The sequence below is a fragment of the Pseudoalteromonas sp. OOF1S-7 genome, assembly GCF_022347765.1.
In the GTDB taxonomy this organism is placed as follows: domain Bacteria; phylum Pseudomonadota; class Gammaproteobacteria; order Enterobacterales; family Alteromonadaceae; genus Pseudoalteromonas.
Genome location: NZ_JAKRFZ010000012.1, coordinates 77,627 through 97,366, shown reverse-complemented (window position 1 = coordinate 97,366; position 19,740 = coordinate 77,627). Strand labels below are relative to the sequence as shown.

The 19,740-nt window shown below is 49.7% G+C and carries 19 protein-coding genes and 1 CRISPR repeat array (1 of these 20 running past the window's edge); of the genes, 7 read left to right on the top strand and 12 right to left on the bottom strand.

Going from position 1 to position 19,740, the window contains the following annotated elements:
• Positions 1-2,029: direct repeats of the CRISPR family, unit length 29 nt; unit sequence CGGTTTAGCCCCGCGCCTGCGGGGAACAC (it extends 1,667 nt beyond the left edge of the window).
• Positions 2,030-2,132: 103 nt separating this feature from the next.
• The 5 genes from MHN33_RS16805 to MHN33_RS16785 all read right to left on the bottom strand — a co-directional run bounded on the left by MHN33_RS16805 (position 2,133) and on the right by MHN33_RS16785 (position 5,140).
• On the bottom strand, positions 2,133-2,420 hold the full coding sequence (locus MHN33_RS16805) for a hypothetical protein (protein WP_239399558.1): 288 nt from the start codon (positions 2,418-2,420) through the stop codon (positions 2,133-2,135).
• Positions 2,421-2,425: 5 nt separating this feature from the next.
• Positions 2,426-2,860, bottom strand: a complete 435-nt coding sequence (locus MHN33_RS16800; RefSeq protein WP_239399556.1) for a hypothetical protein — start codon at positions 2,858-2,860, stop codon at positions 2,426-2,428.
• 9 nt (positions 2,861-2,869) lie between these two features.
• Complete coding sequence (locus MHN33_RS16795) at positions 2,870-3,124, bottom strand: hypothetical protein (RefSeq protein WP_239399554.1); 255 nt, start codon at positions 3,122-3,124, stop codon at positions 2,870-2,872.
• 197 nt (positions 3,125-3,321) lie between these two features.
• The gene (locus MHN33_RS16790; RefSeq protein WP_239399552.1) at positions 3,322-4,314 is read right to left on the bottom strand and encodes a phosphatidylinositol transfer protein; all 993 of its coding nucleotides are present in this window, start codon (positions 4,312-4,314) and stop codon (positions 3,322-3,324) included.
• A 109-nt stretch (positions 4,315-4,423) separates the two neighbouring features.
• Positions 4,424-5,140, bottom strand: coding sequence for a hypothetical protein (locus MHN33_RS16785; RefSeq protein WP_239399550.1), 717 nt, complete (start codon positions 5,138-5,140; stop codon positions 4,424-4,426).
• A 332-nt stretch (positions 5,141-5,472) separates the two neighbouring features.
• Here MHN33_RS16785 and MHN33_RS16780 point away from each other — a divergent pair, with 332 nt between their 5' ends.
• From MHN33_RS16780 to MHN33_RS16770, 3 genes are all read left to right on the top strand, one after another.
• Entirely contained in the window at positions 5,473-6,666 is a 1,194-nt protein-coding gene (locus MHN33_RS16780) for a GGDEF domain-containing protein (RefSeq protein ID WP_239399548.1), read from the top strand.
• Between the two features lie 172 nt (positions 6,667-6,838).
• Complete coding sequence (locus MHN33_RS16775) at positions 6,839-7,153, top strand: LysR family transcriptional regulator (RefSeq protein ID WP_239399546.1); 315 nt, start codon at positions 6,839-6,841, stop codon at positions 7,151-7,153.
• Positions 7,154-7,347: 194 nt separating this feature from the next.
• On the top strand, positions 7,348-7,794 hold the full coding sequence (locus MHN33_RS16770) for a DoxX family protein (protein WP_239399544.1): 447 nt from the start codon (positions 7,348-7,350) through the stop codon (positions 7,792-7,794).
• Between the two features lie 61 nt (positions 7,795-7,855).
• On the opposite strand, the gene MHN33_RS16765 is transcribed toward MHN33_RS16770, so the two are convergent.
• The 3 genes from MHN33_RS16765 to MHN33_RS16755 form a co-directional block, all read right to left on the bottom strand.
• A complete protein-coding gene (locus MHN33_RS16765; protein WP_239399542.1) occupies positions 7,856-8,524 on the bottom strand; it encodes a hypothetical protein in 669 nt (222 codons plus the stop codon).
• Positions 8,525-9,468: 944 nt separating this feature from the next.
• Positions 9,469-9,666 (bottom strand): hypothetical protein, encoded by a 198-nt coding sequence (locus MHN33_RS16760; protein ID WP_239399540.1) that lies wholly within the window; start codon positions 9,664-9,666, stop codon positions 9,469-9,471.
• Between the two features lie 573 nt (positions 9,667-10,239).
• Positions 10,240-11,301 carry a hypothetical protein gene (locus tag MHN33_RS16755; RefSeq protein WP_239399538.1) on the bottom strand — a complete coding sequence of 354 codons (1,062 nt, stop codon included), beginning with the start codon at positions 11,299-11,301 and terminating at the stop codon, positions 10,240-10,242.
• 424 nt (positions 11,302-11,725) lie between these two features.
• Between MHN33_RS16755 and MHN33_RS16750 the strand changes: the two genes are divergently transcribed.
• The 3 genes from MHN33_RS16750 to MHN33_RS16740 all read left to right on the top strand — a co-directional run bounded on the left by MHN33_RS16750 (position 11,726) and on the right by MHN33_RS16740 (position 13,931).
• The gene (locus MHN33_RS16750; protein WP_239399536.1) at positions 11,726-12,562 is read left to right on the top strand and encodes a pirin family protein; all 837 of its coding nucleotides are present in this window, start codon (positions 11,726-11,728) and stop codon (positions 12,560-12,562) included.
• A gap of 44 nt (positions 12,563-12,606) precedes the next feature.
• Entirely contained in the window at positions 12,607-13,578 is a 972-nt protein-coding gene (locus MHN33_RS16745; RefSeq protein WP_239399534.1) for a glutathione S-transferase family protein, read from the top strand.
• A gap of 176 nt (positions 13,579-13,754) precedes the next feature.
• Entirely contained in the window at positions 13,755-13,931 is a 177-nt protein-coding gene (locus tag MHN33_RS16740; RefSeq protein ID WP_239399532.1) for a hypothetical protein, read from the top strand.
• Between the two features lie 54 nt (positions 13,932-13,985).
• On the opposite strand, the gene MHN33_RS16735 is transcribed toward MHN33_RS16740, so the two are convergent.
• Entirely contained in the window at positions 13,986-14,489 is a 504-nt protein-coding gene (locus MHN33_RS16735) for a zf-TFIIB domain-containing protein (RefSeq protein ID WP_239399530.1), read from the bottom strand.
• A 95-nt stretch (positions 14,490-14,584) separates the two neighbouring features.
• Positions 14,585-15,667 (bottom strand): EAL domain-containing protein, encoded by a 1,083-nt coding sequence (locus MHN33_RS16730; protein WP_239399528.1) that lies wholly within the window; start codon positions 15,665-15,667, stop codon positions 14,585-14,587.
• Positions 15,668-15,906: 239 nt separating this feature from the next.
• On the opposite strand from MHN33_RS16730, the gene MHN33_RS16725 reads away from it, so the two are divergent.
• Entirely contained in the window at positions 15,907-16,500 is a 594-nt protein-coding gene (locus MHN33_RS16725) for a cytochrome b (RefSeq protein ID WP_239399526.1), read from the top strand.
• 62 nt (positions 16,501-16,562) lie between these two features.
• Here the strand turns inward: MHN33_RS16725 and MHN33_RS16720 are convergent, their stop codons facing one another.
• Together MHN33_RS16720 and MHN33_RS16715 are read right to left on the bottom strand one after the other, a co-directional pair.
• Positions 16,563-17,894, bottom strand: a complete 1,332-nt coding sequence (locus MHN33_RS16720; RefSeq protein ID WP_239399524.1) for a trypsin-like serine protease — start codon at positions 17,892-17,894, stop codon at positions 16,563-16,565.
• Between the two features lie 516 nt (positions 17,895-18,410).
• The gene (locus MHN33_RS16715; protein ID WP_239399522.1) at positions 18,411-19,739 is read right to left on the bottom strand and encodes an ATP-binding protein; all 1,329 of its coding nucleotides are present in this window, start codon (positions 19,737-19,739) and stop codon (positions 18,411-18,413) included.
• Position 19,740 lies beyond the last annotated feature (1 nt).

Below are 19,740 nucleotides of genomic sequence, written 5' to 3'. Positions count from 1 at the left end.
CTGCGGGGAACACAGTGAGGGGGATTTTTTCCTGACTGACGCCCACGGTTTAGCCCCGCGCCTGCGGGGAACACCTATTTACGTTGGGAGAAGGGAAATCCTATTCCGGTTTAGCCCCGCGCCTGCGGGGAACACGGCTGTCGCAATGGCCTTTTGCGTTGCGGTGTCGGTTTAGCCCCGCGCCTGCGGGGAACACCCTGAGCAAGCGCCCGCTCTTGCCCTTGCAAACGGTTTAGCCCCGCGCCTGCGGGGAACACGCAGAAACAAAGTGGGCAGACGATGTAATTAACGGTTTAGCCCCGCGCCTGCGGGGAACACGATCTTTTTCTTAGACCAAACCTTGCCTTTAACGGTTTAGCCCCGCGCCTGCGGGGAACACCATGGAATCAATAGTTCTGTTGCCTAGGCTTCCGGTTTAGCCCCGCGCCTGCGGGGAACACAAAAGCTGTAGAGGGGGTCATTAATGAAAAAGCGGTTTAGCCCCGCGCCTGCGGGGAACACACAAACGTGAGCTCGTTGAAGGTTTGCAAGCACGGTTTAGCCCCGCGCCTGCGGGGAACACGCACGTGCAATGTCATGGTTTGTATTGATTCTCGGTTTAGCCCCGCGCCTGCGGGGAACACGTGGATTATAACCAGGTAACGCTCACTGCCTCCGGTTTAGCCCCGCGCCTGCGGGGAACACATGTCTTCAGTTGGTATATCCCAATTTTTCTCCGGTTTAGCCCCGCGCCTGCGGGGAACACGTAAAGCTTTAGGTAAAAGCAAGGTGTCCAACCGGTTTAGCCCCGCGCCTGCGGGGAACACGGCAATGGCTGCCCTCTCAGAAACAGTGAGCCCCGGTTTAGCCCCGCGCCTGCGGGGAACACTGAGGTCACAGGGCAGAATACACGGATAGTGCCGGTTTAGCCCCGCGCCTGCGGGGAACACCATTTAGGGTTGCGTTATAAAGTTTTATAGCGCGGTTTAGCCCCGCGCCTGCGGGGAACACATCTGTCATGGTCCATCTGCGGATCATTTCGTCGGTTTAGCCCCGCGCCTGCGGGGAACACTTAAGTGCCTCCATACTAAAACGCCTCCCGGCCGGTTTAGCCCCGCGCCTGCGGGGAACACGGTCGGTTCACCAGGTGTATTGCACACCTGAACCGGTTTAGCCCCGCGCCTGCGGGGAACACATGCGCGTTTTTCAAGTGCGTGCAAAGCGTCGCGGTTTAGCCCCGCGCCTGCGGGGAACACTCATTGGCCGTCCCGCTCGGTGCCTGACCTCGCGGTTTAGCCCCGCGCCTGCGGGGAACACATGGTGTGCTGCCATGCACTACCCAGCAGCGCCGGTTTAGCCCCGCGCCTGCGGGGAACACTCACGTTATTAATGAACATGGTATCCGCCGTTCGGTTTAGCCCCGCGCCTGCGGGGAACACATTTCCGCAGCCTTGACGATAGTCTTATAATTCGGTTTAGCCCCGCGCCTGCGGGGAACACATTCAATTTCAACAGCGTGTCTTCACAAATGCCGGTTTAGCCCCGCGCCTGCGGGGAACACTGATCGTATGCCAGACAATCCAGGTAATACTGCGGTTTAGCCCCGCGCCTGCGGGGAACACTGACGCGGCGGGTCATGCTCGGAATGTCAGAACGGTTTAGCCCCGCGCCTGCGGGGAACACTATCTAAAATCATTTAACCACCCTTAAAACACCGGTTTAGCCCCGCGCCTGCGGGGAACACGCGTACAAGCGTGCATAGAGCACAACGTATCACGGTTTAGCCCCGCGCCTGCGGGGAACACCACAGTTGGTGTGTCGAAGATGGAATAGCTCTCGGTTTAGCCCCGCGCCTGCGGGGAACACAGCAATGACAAAGCACGTAGAAATAAAAATTACGGTTTAGCCCCGCGCCTGCGGGGAACACTCAGTCAAACCTAACCTGTTCCAACTTGTTTCCTGGTTTAGCCCCGCGCCTGCGGGGAACACGTCTTGTCTGTCAGTGGCCATTTCGAGTTCTTCGGTTTAGCCCCGCGCCTGCGGGGAACACTCTAAAGTTATATACTTGTTTTCACTAAAGAAAAGTCGAGCAGAAAAAGTTACCAAAAATATTGGGTACACATTCAGCTCTGATTTAACCGATTTTTCATTCGCTATTTAGTCATTTTGTTAAAGAGCATGTGTTTAATGTAACAACACAACAAGCAGGAAAAAATACCTGCTGCCAGAATCATAAACAGAGAGAACAAGATCAGGCCTAGCGGTATCGCTGCTAAAAATGCAATCACAGGAGCGGTGAGCAAAAGTACCCATTCGGCCTCAATAACGGCAAAGCACACCGTGGTAAAAAAGCCAAACAGGTAGAGGAAGTAACCATCAAGCCAAAGCTCGCCCTTGTCGTACAAAGTCTGTAACCACTGACAAACTCTGCACTCTTCCATTCTGACTATGCCCCATTATTCCTGCTGGTGCCAAATACGTACCCCAGCAATGCCGTCAGGGTCGGGAACAGCACATTGAGTATGATCAGCTGGAGGGTGTCGAACCAGAAGGCGCGGAAGGTGGCACGCTGATTGGCAAGCAGTTCAAGTTTGGCCTGCATTTGTTCGGCGTTGAGTGTGTTATTGGGGTTGGCGGTGATGGCGTTAAAGAAACGGATCTCGCCCCAGACAAAAATGCTGAGGATGATCAGCAAAAAGCCGATTAATACGGCAATGATCCCCCAGGTGAGGTTTACGCCGGCTTTTTCTTTACCTGTGAGTGGCTCCGGGTCGGAGACCGGGGCTTCCATGGGCGATGAGTCCTGGGCGGTGCTTAAATCCAGGTTTTGCCATGCTGATTGTGTGTGATTTTGGTCGCTGTCCTGTGCGTTACCCGTCATCCTGTTTACCTAGTGTTGTGCGTTTGGCTTTGCTTTATTGATATTATTGAGTTCAGGCATGACCAGCCGATGGACGTCTTTACCTTGTTTATTTGCCGATAAAATGGCTCTGTCGTGCACCACTTCGTCTGAGGCCCAGTCCAGTAAGGTCAGTGCCACTTTGGTCAGATCGCTGGATTTCTTCAGGCCTAAGCGTTGCTGTAGCTGGGCCAGATAGTCTGCGTCGACGGAAAAGCGCACTTCAGTTTTTTTACTGTCTGCCATAATTACTCCAAAAAGTTTCCGGATTTCTTCCAATATTAGTGGAATATGGCAGGTGGCGCAATAACAGACACCAATCATTTTTCCTGAATAAAGCCCGCCATATCACGGGCCTGCTACTTTGAGACGTGGGTTCTCTGCCTCACGGTTTTAGCCGCAGAAATCCGGGCAGGTAATCTACGCCACCCGGCCTCAATGAATTACTCACACTGTGCCGCAGGAAAGGTATCAACCTGATCGGTAATGTGCGCAGTGTAGCTATTGTTGGTAATAGCCGAGGTGCCATAATGACCGGCATCCGGCCCAATGGTGAAGCTATTTTGTGCGCCCAGCCCGGCGCGGATAAAGGCTTCGGCGTCTGTTTTCGCATTTCCATACGCGCGCACGATATTCAGACCTTGTGATTGCAGTTGCTGGATCTGTTCAATTTTATATTCGGCCGTTCTGAACAAGCTGGTTTCATTGCTCAAAGAGGTGCGCAGGAAACCACGTGGCAAGCCCATCCAGTTTAACCAGTCACGGGTGCCTTTGGCATACCAGTAAACGCGCGCGGTCAAATAGACCGGTTGATATCCCAGATCCAGATAACGACGTACCAGGCTGTACGCACCCTCTTTTTCATCGGCACGATCAATGCCCGTGTAATCGCCTATTTGCTCGGCATCCGACTCTGTCAAAGTACCGTCAATATCAAACAGTACGGCAGGTGTATTGGGCTGAACCACAGTAACAAACCCTTCAGCCCCGGTGCCATCGGCAGGCACTGCGGCATAAATACGGTACTGGCCCGCGTTCATTGCCGGTAAGGTCACACTAGCTTTACCGTCGCTGTTGGTCACGGCATCACCCAGGTAGCGCCAGTCGCTGTCTTGCTGCCCGCGCAGATAAAAGCGGACCGTTTCAAATTCCAGGTCTTTGTGTGTAATCGCGCCGTAATCAAACTTTGCTGTTACTTTTACACTATTGCCTTCAGCCACTACTTCATCATGTACCATGTGAAAACTTGGCAACCAGGTAATAAAGCGATTAAGCCCATTGCGATACCCGGCACTGGGCACGTCAGGTTTGACATAGTGTTGCTCAATCCAGCTTGGATCTGGACATTGTGGCAATGCATTCGCACCAAAAGACCATGCAATGGCTGCAATTGCAACCGATTTAGCTGTGAACTGAGTCAACCTTGATAACTTCATACATACTCCCGTCATTAAATTTGAGGCAAGAATATATACTCTAGATTACATTTTTATTAACGCAAATTTTTCACAATGAAAAATAAATTAACAACAATGTGTGGCGTTATCATAGTCTGGTGGCAACAGGAGTGTTTGGTTTGGGTACATCCGATGTGTTCTCTGTGTCACTGAGGCTGTGTACTGACAAGCTTTTGGCCGACGTCGAGTGGATATTTCGTTTTGCTGCTACCCAGGCATATTGCCCGTAAGACTCAAAGACATAATTACCGCTGGGAAGCTGGATCTGTCCGTATATAACGTCATCAGTCAGGGTCAGGTGCACCTGATAATGCTCATTCGCTTCTTTATTTACTTGCCCAATCAGCCGCTTTTCCTGCTCTGTCTCAGTGATATCTATGATTTCAGAACAAATTTTTTCCTGAGTCTGAGGGATTAAAAACTCAAAGCTATCGCCTATCGCTAACGTGCGAATGCTCTTTACATCCAGCTCCATATAGGCTTCGTTATACAACTCATAAGGTACAGTGGTGCCGGATTTGAAGAATGCTCTGGCATGCTGCGATTCTTTGTTGATGGTGTAGTACGTACTTTGTAATTCATGTTGTGGCAGTCTGACACCGCTGTTTTTATAGGCAGACGTCACCGCTTCTGGCTCATGCGTGATGGCCAGCTGTAATTCAGCAACATTCAGTGGTGCATTTACCTGCTCACCCGACGCTTCCAGAGAGCCGGAATAAGCAAGCCCATTGCCATAAAACAGCAATGAAAAAAAAGACACCAACGCAATGACGCCCATTAATATGTAAGTAGACACTTTCAACATATCAATAAATTAACAAATAAAGTACTAATGGGAACATTAATTGCTCCGCCGGTTTTTATCAAGTGAGATTAATGCAGTTATCAGCGCTCAGCGCCACGTTCATCTATAACCAATCTAATATCAACATGTTAAAAGAGAAACACTATTTACCTTTGTTTACATTACTCAGTGCGCCAGGCGACTGAATTCTCTACTCAATAGGTTAATTTCAAGCAACAGCTGCGCATCTGGGCCCCACAGTGCTATGCTTGAAGATTGGTAAAGTCCAACCAAAAGCCTGCTAAAAGGCACCAAGGCGCAGGTAACAACTAGAATACAAATAGGTCGATTTAATGCAGGTTCATGATCTTACACTGATGCTGTCGCTGTGGATTGCGTCTCTTACTGGTGCCACTTTGCTGTTTGTGATCTCAAAAATGACTCAGACAATCACCGGCACCCGGGTTTGGTCACTGGCTATGTTGCTGCTTTCTTGCGCCTATTTATCGCAATTAACCATGCAAAACCTGGAGGTCCAGTGGCGTGTTTTAACTTTTAATACATTCCTTATTCTGGGGCACTCGGCCTGGTTAATTGGCACCTGGCAGTTTGTTAAGCGCACACCAACAAGACAAAAAATTGTCTGGCTTATTTTGCCTGTATTGCTTATTTCCTGGCTCACGGCGACCCTCATACCGGAGCGGGAACTGCGCATCACATTGATTGGCATTTGGCTGATAGCAGTCCGGTGTCATTATGCCTGGGTGCTGTACAAACACACGCGTCAGGACAGAAACGAGTTTCTCGCCGCCCGAATAGCCATCGGGTTGGTTTTCCTGGAGGTATTTTTCTCAGTTTTATATACCCTGCAAGGTGCACTGGGCAATTTACCCCAAATAGGCGGAGCCTTTAACTGGGTTGCGGGCTATACCTGGTTGGCTGCATTATTGGGGATCCTGGCAGGCGCCCCGATTTTGTTGCTACTCAGTGCCGGGCGCTTTGTTAAAGAGCTGGAGTTTGCCGCTAACCACGACCTGCTAACCGGGCTACTTAACCGTCGCGGGCTGGCCAGGCATTTGAACGAACTGCTGCCACTGAGCAAACGCAAGTGCGACTCACTCACCGTCATGATGATTGATCTTGACCACTTTAAGCGCGTGAACGACTTGTACGGCCACCACAGTGGCGACCGCGCTATCGTCTGCATTGCGCAAGTACTCCAAAACCAGTTTCGCAGCGCCGATCTACTGGCCCGCTGGGGCGGTGAAGAATTTTGTCTGGTACTGTTTGATATGCAACCCGACATGGCGGTGGCGTGTGCCAATAAATTACAAAGCACATTTGCACAACACAGTCTGCAACTGGGATTGGGTAAAACCCCGCTGACCATCAGCATTGGTATTGCCTGTAGCCGTGAGATCAGTCAGCAGGGCTTCGAAACCACCCAAAATCAGGCCGACAGCGCCCTGTACGATGCCAAACATGCCGGACGAAACTGCGTCAAAGTGGCCAGTATGACACTCAGCCTGCTCGAAGACACCCTTTGATTGTCGTTAAACACTCAGCGGATGTGCCAGACTCTCATACATAGTTGTGGTTGGCCGACCTATCAGACGGCTCAGTGTTCCACTGTGCTCATACAGCCAGCCGGCAATCGCCTAAACGTCGGTATCTGCCGCGCGACATTTACACTTCAGCCGCTCGAAGGGGCGCGAGCAGGTGTCTCAGTCAGAGTTACAATTGAAAGTGCGCTTATTGCAACGCAGTACGCGCCAGCTGAAGCTGACGCAGGAAGGCGAAAAGGTGTTGCAGCACGCCCGACAGCCCAGAGACATAATACAGGATGTCGAAGCAGAACTGACCAATACCGAACCCGGCGGTCGGGTTACGCTGACCATGGATCACGCCATCGTCCACAAGTTTGTAGTGCCCAGGCTCAACAATCTGGTACAGCGCTGCCCGCTGTTCAGCCCGGGCCTGATTGTCGATGATGGTCCGCTCAACTTAATCGTACAGCAGATCGACCAGGCTTAATTCGTGATGAGCCTTTGGTTACACGTATGCTGCATCAGGAACTATATTCTTTTTAATAGAACAAATGGTGCGATTTTTAGAAATTTTAAAATATAAAAACGAATTTATACTGTTTCATATCGGCTGAGGGGAAAACAACTAAGGGCGTTTCCCGCAAGCCCTGGCTTTGATATTACAAACCTGAGGAAACGGTAATGACTAAACTAATTCAACTATTCGACCAAAACACATCTTTGTCTCATCTTGCGGCGCTGCTGGCTCGCGTTGGCCTGTCAGCCATTTTTATTCTGGCTGCAATGAACAAAATTCAGTACTTTGAGGGCAACGCCCAGTATATGGCGTCTAGCGGTTTGCCGGGAGAACTGCTGCCACTGGTGATTGCATTTGAACTGATCGGCGGTCTGATGATCCTGGGTGGCCTGCTTACTCGCCTGACGGCCATTGCATTTGCCGGATTCAGCCTGATCAGCGCGCTGTTGTTCCACTTCGATCTGGCAGATCAGATGCAGTTTATTATGTTCTTCAAAAATGTCGCAATGGCGGGTGGTTTTCTTGCACTGGCAGCCTATGGCGCGGGTAAATTCAGTATCGACCACAAAATACTGGCATCTCAGCCAGTGATAAAAGGCAAACTTGCTTAATTAAGTCCGCCTGTAATTAATAAAATGCGCGGTGCCTGAGCACACCGCGCATTTTGCACATTTATTCTGCGGCCATCACGCGCTTACCATTGCCATCAACTATCAAAAGATAAGACTGACCAAAATCACCATTACACAGATCAATGGCATTACCGGCCACCTGTAGTCCGTCGGTACAACTACTCACTGCGTAGTAGGACGTCACCTGGCCTTTTTCGGTGGTAGTGACTTTGTTGCCGTCAATCATCACATCGTAACTGCCATTGGCAAACAGGCGCACATTAAACACATCGGCCTGGTTTTGCTGCTTTTTGCCAACCACAGACAAAGTGCGTTCGCCGTCTGACTCCCAGGCAATCACCCACAGATTGGCACCGTCTTTGAGCGTGGTGTTCATTCGCTCTTGTTTTTCACCGCTGTTGCTGTCTTTAACGCCCAGGTTGATCATATTGTTGATGGCTTTGTAGCTGTAACTGTATGTCTTGCCGACTTCTTTTGCAGGTACATCCGCTGAAACTACACTGCCACTGTCGAACAAACCACTGTAACCTGAGCTGATAGATCTTTTTTTGACGTGAAAATCGGCCATATAGTCCAGTGAGTTAACAAAAGACATTTCCGCATCATGGTTTAGCTGCTCGTTCAGTTCATCGCTGCCACCACACCCTGTCAGGGCCGCTGATAACCCCAGCAAAACTGTAAGCCCTAATCCTTTGTTGACGTTGTTCATAATCATCTCCGTAAATCCATATAATCCTGCCAGGCAATGATCTAGCCTGAGTTAAGACATAAGCACCGTCTTACCTGTTAACCTGCTGCTGTACCTGGCGATATAATTAGCGGGTGTCCGCCCGTTATTCCGACAAGAAGGATGTTAACATATCAATTACCTCCTCCAAGGTTGGCAAGTGTGCACAATTGTTTAATTTTGTAAGCTCAATGACAGTTCTGTCACACAGCCAAACTGACTTCATATAAAACGGTAAAAACACTTATAAATCAGACATTAAAATAACACCTGAGGTAACTGAAAGATAAAGCCAAAACATGACAAATAAATGACACTGGCATCCGGTAAACACGGTATATCCGGATATCGCATGTAGGTAATACGCAGCTTAAAACATGAAAAATTCACAATAATGTAAAAATTATCCCAACTTGCTTAATGAGGTGTTTTATTTTGAGGCAAAACAATAGGTCTCACACCCTCCCGCGTTCTGCTATCGCTGAGTCACCTGGTTGCTTATATGCGCTCAGCTCTCCCGTACTTCTTCGTTTTCATCAATGGCCGAAAGCAATGCTGCTGAAGAGAGCCGATTGTCTCACACGTGATACGTTTCACACGTAATACAAGGACGTACGTATGCAACACGCTGATTGCTGAGAGCCTTGTTTCTAGCCATTACCAGAGCCGACTCAACCTCAGCAAAAGACTCAGGCACAGCGCTGATTTCGCCAGACTCGATCCGACATCCACGAATATTTATTTGCTCACTGCAGCACTATCCAGCCTGACGCACCGCAACCCGACAGGAGGAGTTATTGTCTATGAATAAAATAATAAGAGTGGCAGTTTCACCGGCAAACTAGCTTAACCGCTCAGCGGGGGTATCCGAAGCCAGTGGCAGATCAGTGCGCCGATTTTGAACTGTGTCGCGACAGTACACAATCTTAATGACCGCCGGGTTTATGCGTCAATGACCGCAGAGTCGAAGCCGGGCAAACGTAAATGCCACAGCCCCCGTCTTTGTAGCCAAAGTCATAGGCCAATTTGAAAATATGATGGAGTAGCTGCTCGTCGACCGCATCTGAATTTATGTTGTGATTGTTCAGATTGATGCCCAGCTCTGTTAGCACGTTATTTTTCATCTTATCAACCCAAATTAAAACATTGCAAAGTTCTAAATTGTCACGAGAACGCATTATTTTGCAGCCTGTATACTTTCTCTGCATTTTTATTTGTAAAAATGATAAATTTCATAGCTCAAATTGATAACTCATTATTTTTATTGGTTTAAGTGAAGTTACATATACTTTTTAATTTTGTAATTAGATATCATCAGATCCACGCGAAATAACAACCACAAAATTAACAACAGTTACAAAACTGATGTCAATGTACCGGATGCGTGTTTATCCAAACTCCCAACCCAGTCCAGTACCTGTCAAACCTGTCAAACCTGTCAAACCTGTCAAACCTGTCAAACCTGTCAAACCTGTCAAACCTGTCAAACCTGTCAAACCTGTCAAACCTGTCAGCCGACACTAATCCGGGTAAGCAGTATGCGCTGAGAGAATGTCATTTTGGTGACTGGCGACTAGCCAATATTGGGCGGGACAAACAATGAGGGCCCTCAAAATGGGGGCCCATTAGTAAGCTGATGATGCGACTCTATTTACGCACTAACCAAAAAAGGTAGACACCTTACCGTTACCTGATATTTACTCTTTTTCAAGATGCGCTAGTACATGCTCCAGCGCCGCAGAAACTGCTTTTTTATCCTGCCAGTCGAGTGTCGACCAATCTACACCACAAGCCAGTTGCGTAACATCCTGCGTCAGCAATTTTTGCAGTGCGCCGGGCGAGTCAAATGAAGTGGTGATAAACGGTGTTTTACTCTTTGCTGGCTGCTTTTTGATGCCTTTTAATTGTTGTTCAATGAGATCTGAGATAGCACGCTTATCCAAAGCATTTAAAGTCGATTTGTCGTGCTCTGCTTTATATTGCGATTCCACAGACAAGATCAGCCGTTTCATTTTAACGAAAGAGTAATTGCATCCGGACTCGTAGGCCGATATAACCACCGGATAGCGCGACAATACATTGTAGTTGTCATATGCCCCCATCGAAATACCAAGCTTAGGTACAATCGTCCTGACAGTGAGCCGTGACAAACCGGACTGCAGACGCGCCTTATTTAATTGCTCGATTTCTGTCATCGCATTGGTAAACGCCTGCAGTTTACCATATTGAGGTAAATCCTCACGGCTGGCATTTTCCTGAAATTGCTTAACCTTTGTCAGCAAAGGCTTACGATCATAGACCTTAAACTGTGCAGCAGCACCATAGCCTTTGGCATACACCAGTGCAAAGAAGCGACGGTGGCCGGTCAGAATTTGAAAACGACCATCTTCAAGTGGATATAAAGTGGGCGCCTGGATCATTTCAGAAACTGAAATATTGTTGCCCAGTTCAATAATAGAGTCTATGGTCTGAGCTGCACGCTTCCAGTCTTCTGTGTCGCGCTTCAGGCAATTAATAATGACCGATTTACCGATCAGAACATGATTTTCGCCCTGATAAAGCTTAGTAAGCTGGGCTTTGCTCAGTTTACGTGCAACAAACAGACGAGCGTCTTCATCATCGATGAGTATCGACGGTAAGAATCGACCATTGGTAGGGTCCGGAACAACTGAGCTTAAAAAAGTGCTTTTGTACTCAAAAGACTCTTCGTTGAGTTCAGTATTATTGTTCAGGTTGCTCAGTAGCATTTGCTCTAACATAGTTTGTACTCTTAATCGTGCTGACAGAGGCGCTCAGCTAGACGCTGTGGGGCTGTACCACAAAAAAAAAATTAAAGATGATTACACTTTGGAAAAGAGCAATTGCTCTGCCTTTAAGTTTAACAAAAATTTCATCGGGTGCATACCGCCTTGACTAACCCTTTACTGTCCGCTCCAAACCCGCAGGCACACAAAGCTAACGTCACGTTCTGGTTAGGTCAAGAGTGCACAGCATACATGGAGCATGAACGTGCAGAGGCACTTGCCAACGTCACGCCTTTCCAGAGAACCATTCTACTTTACAGAATGAAACCTTCAATATTTACAAATTTCATTCTCTCAGTTCCGTTGCTAGAGTGATCACATCAGGCAAATACAGCGCATTAGACTAACTTTAACTGATGGCGCAGGCAACGAGGTTTTTATGCAGATTATTCGTATCAATAAAGCGCAGGCCACACAGGATGGCGCAGGCGTGAACATCAGCCGTATTGCTGGCTTTGATGGCAAGAGTTTGGATCCCTTTTTGATGATCGATGAACTAAAATCCGACAACAGCAGCGACTATATGGCGGGCTTTCCGCCCCACCCGCATCGCGGAATTGAGACCTTTACCTACATTCGTAAGGGCGGCTTTGAACATCAGGATCAGATGGGCAATAAAAAGGCCATTCGTGCGGGTGATGTGCAGTGGATGAGTACCGGGCGCGGGGTGATCCATTCTGAAATGCCACTCAGTGACGCCGAGCAAGGCATGCATGGTTTTCAGATCTGGCTCAATATGCCAGCCAAAGACAAAATGCGTGCGCCCCGTTATCAGGATACAACCGAGCACAAGGCCCCCGTGATTATCACCGACTCCGGCGCTGAACTCAAAGCACTGGCAGGTAGCTGGCAACTGGACGGGCAAACTATCCAGTCGCCATTGAATGACTTAGCCGGTCATGGCGCCATTGCCGATGTTACTTTGCCCCCGGAGCAGCAGATCACGCTGGATATGTCGGGCTACGGCAAAGTGCTTATTTACATTCACAGCGGCACACTGGCAGACACACGTCTGAGCGCCACCTATCAGTTGGAGCTAGACCCTGCCCACCCGGTCACACTGCAAAGTGGTGTCCAGGGCGCTGGCGTGCTGGTACTGGCCGGTCAGCCAATCGGAGAAAAAATAGCCCATATGGGTCCGTTTGTGATGAACACCCAGGAAGAACTGCAACAGGCCGTGCGTGACTATCATGCCGGTAAGTTCGGTAGCATCTAAAACACAGCGCAGTAAAGATTTAAACAAATTAAGAGGACAAGACAATGGGACGATTAATTGAAGGTAAATGGCACGACGTCTGGTACGACACCAAAAGCAACCAGGGCAAGTTTAAACGCGAAGACGCGCAACTGCGCAACTGGGTAACGGCCGATGGCAACGCCGGGCCAACCGGCGATAGTGGCTTTATGGCCGAGTCTGGCCGCTACCATTTGTACGTATCGCTGGCCTGTCCCTGGGCGCACCGTACTCTGATCTTCAGAAAGTTAAAGCAACTTGAGGCACACATTGATGTATCCGTGGTCAGCCCGGATATGCTCGAACACGGCTGGACCTTTGATAAAGCAACCGGCAGCAGCGGCGATGCCCTGTTTGAGCAAAGCTATATGCATCAGTTGTACACGCGCAACAAGGCTGATTATTCGGGTCGTGTCACTGTGCCTGTCTTGTGGGATAAACACACTCAGCGCATTGTCAGTAATGAGTCGAGCGAGATTATTCGCATGTTTAATTCGGCATTTAACGAGCTGACTGGAAACACCGATGACTACTATCCAGGGGCACTGCACCAGGACATAGATGAGATCAACGAGTTTGTTTATCACAAAATCAATAACGGAGTTTACAAAGCTGGGTTTGCCACCGAGCAGGAGGCCTATGAAGAGGCAGTACAGGCCCTGTTTGAGGCGCTCGAACAGCTGGAGCAGCGACTGAGCACGCAACGCTATCTGGTGGGTGATACGCCCACGGAGGCCGACTGGCGTTTATTTACCACGCTGATCCGCTTCGACAGCGTCTATCATGGTCACTTTAAATGTAACCTGAAACAGATTGAAGACTATCCCAACCTGGCCGGTTATATCCGTGAGCTTTATCAGTGGCCGAATGTCGCCGAGACGGTGGATTTTTACCATATCAAGCGTCATTACTACTTTAGCCATACCATGATCAATCCAACTCAGGTGGTGCCGGTCGGCCCGGATATCGACTACACCCAGCCGCACAATCGCGGATAAGCCCCGTAAACTGCCACTGTAAACCCCGTTTACAGTGGCTTTGTATTGCTCTTCTTAACTCATTTTTGCTTTTGTAGCGCTCACTGCTGTCTTTGTCATAAAAGATTGTTTGAATAAATGGCACACCGCATCATTTGGTGATAAATTGTTCTCACGTGACTTTAAGGAGTGAAATCATGAAAACAGATAAAGAAGCCCGTAAAAAAGCAGCCAGCAAAATGGGCGTCAGTATTGCCACCGGAGTGGCCGTGGGCACCGCCATTGGTGTTTCGTTCGGTGATATTGGCAATGGGGTTACGCTGGGTATCGCAATCGGTGTCGCCGTGGGTATGTTGTTGGATATTAATGGTTAGAGGGTGATCTAACGGCTATTTCGTGATTCACTGTGAGGCAAATGCCCCACAGAGTCACTCATCACTCAGTACATCTGCGGCTATCGCGAACACTTTTTCGAGGTTACTGCGCTCGCCCGGTTGAGATAATTTATAGCGCCTCGGGCTGTCGATATGAAAGGGGTGATGCTCTTCAAGCATTTTGATCCGCAACATCTCACGTTCTTTCGCGCTAAGGTGGTTCTCGTGCAGCTTGTCCAGCTCACCAGTATCAAGCCAGATCCCGCCACAACCCGGACACTCGTCAATTTCCACTACCCGTAACGGGCTGAAATAACGCCGCATCATAACAATTTGTGGACATTTCGGACAATTTACTCGTGCGCTTTCATCACCAAGCGGTGCAGTAAACTGTCGCAGGTGTTTTGCCAGCACTTCTGCACGCAGATCAGCCGGGTTAGTAAAATTTGTGAGCACCTGGTTGTCGAAAAAGACCCCACCGCTTTGCTCGGATATATACACTATAATGCCACCCACTTTGACTGGCTTCAGCGGGTGTGAGGTTCTGGGACACTGCATGTTACAACTCCAATCATCTGCGCCTGCTAAAGAGTAGCAGTATACTTTTTACACTCATAATTGGAAAGTATCTGACTGAGGCGGTATCCATCTGGTCACAGCCCGGCTTCCCTTGGTTTATCAAACAAATACCCCTGCGCATAATCCACACCCAGCGCTTTGGCAATATTCAGCTGCTGTGGTGTTTCTATGCCTTCTGCCAGCACCTTGCCACCATACAGGTGTACCGTATCAACCACTTGCCTGATCTCGTCGATGATCTCAGCACCATAGTCCAGCCGACTGATAATGGTAATGCACAGCTTCACTACATCGGGCTTGACGGTATTGATCACAGTCAGTTCAAAGAAACCACAGCCAACGTCATCGAGCCAGAAGGTATAGCCCAGCTGGCGCAGCTCTGCCATTTTTGCTTTGACGGGTGCCCAGTTATCCACTGGCAGGTGCTCAGTCAGTTCAATACACAGCAGATGGGCATAAGGATAATGCTGCAATGTGTCTGACACATCGACATCAAACAGCAAACCCGGAGAGAGATTGACGGTTAATCTCTGTTGTGAACCATGATGCTCGCAATGGTGCTGATGAGTTGCCAAATGGGTACTCAGCGCCAGCTTTTCCATATCAAACTGCCGTCCCTGCGCCATGGCAGCGCCAAAGAGTTTATCCGCACGGTGTAAAGGCGACGCTTTCGGGCCCCGGATCAAGGCTTCGTAACCAAATACGCCCTCACTTTGCACCAGTTGAATGGACTGCCAGTAAGGCAGCAGGCTCTTGTTTGCAAAAACCCGCAGCAGCTCCTCTTTGCTATCCGGATAAAGCGCGTTTAGTGCACAGGCTGCATCTGAGCGAATACTCTGCTCTTGCGAGACTTGCTCAGTCATAGGCGCTGAGCTTACCTGAATTTCCGCTTCCAGCACCAGCTGGCAGTCTAACTCGCTCAGCAGGTGCTGCGCGACATTCTGGCTCAATGCGCGCTGTGCCTGCGCCGGGGAGCCAAATTGTTCGGTATCGAACCACAATTCACCCAGTTCAAAAATGTCTTGCCGCAACCCAGCCTGCGCATTTTGGGACGATAAAGCCACTAACGCTCGCCACACTTTTTGCGCAGTAGGCTGACCAACGCGCTTAATGATGCCGGGCCACCCCGACAAAGACACTAACGTTAACGTACGCAAACGACCTCCTGATATTTGATGCTGCTGTCCGGTTGCAGTATAGCAGGGCAAATGAAAAGCAGCCCCAGGCGCCGGGTTTTGCATATTTTGTACACGCCTCGTTAAACCCAATAGAATTCAGTGTATTAAAAATAGTGTTCTCAAAAGCAGAATGCTTTATCCGGATCTTTATAGCATTCATTCGCCCCTCGAACTGCTACCATCCATAGCAGTAACAACTCTTTATTCGGAGCAAACCTGTGAGCATCAAAAATACCGCTCGTGACTATAGCACTATTGCAAAGTGGCTTCACTGGGGCACTGCCCTGCTGTTTCTGGCGGCCTATGTCAGCGTATACTATCGACAATGGTTTACAGAAGCGAAAACCCCACAAAACTGGACTGCATTACAGTTGCACTTGTCAATTGGCATGTCGATTGCCGTAATCGTCGCACTTAGAATCATCTGGCGCTGGTTACATGCCACCCCCGCAGCAGAACCTGGCACGCACATTGAGCATCTGGCGGCCCATCTTGGCCACTACGCCTTATATGCGGTGATGATCATTGCCCCGTTGACGGGCTATATGGGTACCGGTGTGGACACCGAATTTTTCTTCCTGTTCGATATCCCTAAATTTGAAAGTACTGCTCTTTTCACAGCACTTGTCGAGCAAGGCATGGGACTGTCGTTTAACGAGTTTGAAATGCCCATCGACTTTATTCACAAAGAGGTATTAGGCGCCTGGCTTATCTGGATACTGATCCTCGGCCATGCCTTGGCCGCACTGTACCATCACTTTATCAAACGCGATCGGACTTTGCTGAAAATGACACTCGGTGGTGAGCGATAACCACAAGTTAAACCAGCCCATATTTAGAAAAGCAGCCGAAGCTGCTTTTCTAATTTTACCGTTTAGCGCGTGCAACCACTGTCAACGCCAATCTGCTTCCATACGCCCCAGGTGCCAGACTCACTTGGCACATCGCCACGCGTCCACCAGCGAGCCTCATACTTAAAACCCTGATAGGTCACCTGATCTGGCTTATCATAAACCTTGTTGGCATCCCAGTTTCCGGGGCAACCCGTATCACCGCCTGATGTAACTGTCGCCGTGGCTTTGGCGCTGTAGTTCACCTGGCTTTCTTCCAGCGTAAAGTTCACAGCAACACCAGCCGAACCACTGCGGCTGGCAGCAAATTCCACACCAACCTGACAGCTCTGATTAGCAGCCAGCGTGCTCGCGCTACAGGTATCAACGGGTTTAACCAGGCCTGTTGTTACTCCGCTGGAGGTCAGGTTTAGCGACTTAAAACTGAAAGCCGTGTTGCCTGAATTGGTGATGATAAAGGTATGAGCTTTGGTTTCACCCACTTTGAAACCTGCAAGGGTATCGTTTGCTTCAAACGACACTGACACCGGCTCAGTACCACCTTTCACACTGTCGATCCAGCTACGCAGCGCCGCCACATCTGAGTACACGCCATATTTTTCAGGGCGGGCACAGCCAACCCCCCAGCTGACAATGCCCAGCTGCACAACCTGACCACCCGAGTTGGCGACGATCGGACCACCGCTGTCGCCACTGCAAGAGTCTTTCTGACCCTCAGGATAGCCTGCACAGAACGCCACGCTACCCACATTCTGATACGACCCGCCGGACTGACGACAAACAGCATCAGACACTAAGGGGACATCTACCTCGTAGAGATTGGTCGGGCGACTACCGCCTTCGCTGAGACGCCCAAGACCTGCCACAGTCATTATATCGCCAACGCGTACATATTGCTCAACCGTTCCCTGCGCCAGTGCCACGCTTGCCCCCTGAGTCGGGGTACGAACCAGCTTCAGCAGTGCAACATCATGGTTCAGCGTGCTGCGATTGTATTGTGGATGAACATATTTCTCAGCCACCGCGATACGGTCGCCATCATTGCCACCGAGCCTAAAACCTGCCACTTTAACATTGAGCCCGCTCGCCGAACTACCACTGACACAGTGCGCCGCAGTCAGTACGTAACCATCGCCCACATAGCTGCCGCCACAAAATGCAGTGGTGCCAGTCGAACTTAAGATTTGCGTATAGAACGGCCAGTCGGCCGTATTTGCCGGGTTACCACCGACAATTTCAGGCTCATAATAATCGGCACCAGTAACGGCTGGCTGAGCCACAACCATTGTACTCGCGCCCAGAGCCAGCGAAACGGACAACGCTGTCATAGAAAGTGTTTTTTTAACCTTTAACATGTGTATACCTTTATTTTCCTTTATTGGGAACTTAAAAATATAAACACTAATTTTACACCTGTAAATAAAAACAAACAAAAACAACTCATTTATTTATCATTACTTAGTGTCTGTGGTGCAGATAGGTGGGTAGATTTCATAGCAAACGTACAATGACGAAGCGCAGCCAATGAGTTCAGTCATACAAAGTGATACCCAAATAAAACGCCTACTCCACCGTCGTACCAGCCTTGTGCCGGTACCTTTCGGACAGGCAAAAAGGTATTCGATTGAGCCTGATTGCCCAAGCAAAATCAATTTCCATGTGGTTTTCCACATCAAGTGCACAACAACGGTATTGCGCTCAGTGTTTTTGCCCAACACCTAAAACCGAGTCTGCTTGTTGTGATGTGTCGAACAGTCAATAGTGACACAAATGACATTTAACAGATGGGGGACTTGCGATACACCAGAGGAGCGCCGCTATCGTGATTATTAATGACCAGAGTGTATGCAGTGCCAGATTTCTGGCCTGCTTCAATGCTCATAATACGGAAAAAACAACCGTACCCGCGCGCCCTTACCGCCCGGGTTATTGTCGAGCTTAATGCTACCGCCGTGTGCGAACATGATCTGCCGGCACAGGGCCAGGCCGATGCCGCTGCCCTGTGCTTTGGTGGTGTAAAACGGCACAAAGACATTGTCTGGGTTTGCGATCCCGGTGCCGTTATCCGCCATGGTCAGCACCAGTTGACCGAGCGAAGTCGCAGACGACAAGGTGATTTCAACACGCTGGTCGCCCGGCACGGCTTCCTGTGCATTCTTGGTGAGGTTAAGCAATAGCTGCTCCAGCTGCTGTTGATCAACCAACACAGCGGCAGACTCATCCAGTGCAAACTGCCAGTGTATCTCTGGGTACAGCGTTTTCAGAGTACGGGCGACAAAACCCAGGCTGACCGGGGTTTTGTTGGGCTGGGGTAAGTGGGTCAGGCGGGTATAGCCTTCTAAAAAGCGGCTCAGCGAACCGGCCCGTTCACTGATAATGCCCACGCCCTGACGCAGGCTGTCGGTTGAGGGCAGATTGTCCGGCTGTGCCAGGCGCTTGTTGAGCTGCTGCGCTATAGTACTGATGGGTGTCAGCGAGTTATTCACTTCGTGACTCAATACCCGCAGCAGGCCTTGCCAGGCCGTGCGCTCTTTTTCCATCAGCAAACGCTCGGCATTACTGATAATTAAAAACTGTTGTGTTTTGCCTTCGCTGATAAAGCGCTCCCGCAATACCAGGTACTCGCCGCTGATCTGGCCATCGTTCAGCATCACAATTTTGCTGTCAGATTCCATCAGTTGCCGGCCCATCTCGCAGCTTTCGAGCGCTAATGGCTGCTCCGCGCTGGGTGTGCTTTTGAGGAGCACAGTTTGGGCGGGCTGATTGGCCATGATCACCCGTGCTTGTTCATCCAGCACCAGCACCATGGCATCCATCTGGTCAATGAACTTATTGAGCATCAGGCGCGATTCCACCGCCTGCGTTTTATGATGGCTGAGGCTCTCTGCCAGCAGGTTAACCTGGCTGAGCAAGTCGGACATGGCCTGATCGCCGCTCACTCGTCCCCGCAATGAATAGTCTCCCACAGTCATGGCTTCAATCAGGTTTGTTAAAGTACGCAGCTGATGAGCCACCAGAGTCTTACTTGCGACCACCAAACAGATCAACAGCAGGGCAAACACGGTTGCAATAAAGACCACCAGATAGCCATTCCAGTTAGCCAAGTACAAACCGGCGATCATCAGCAGATAACAGGGCAGGCAAATCGCCACAATCAGCCATTGCAGTTGTGTCAGGGCAAATCCGGAACTCTTGCGCATT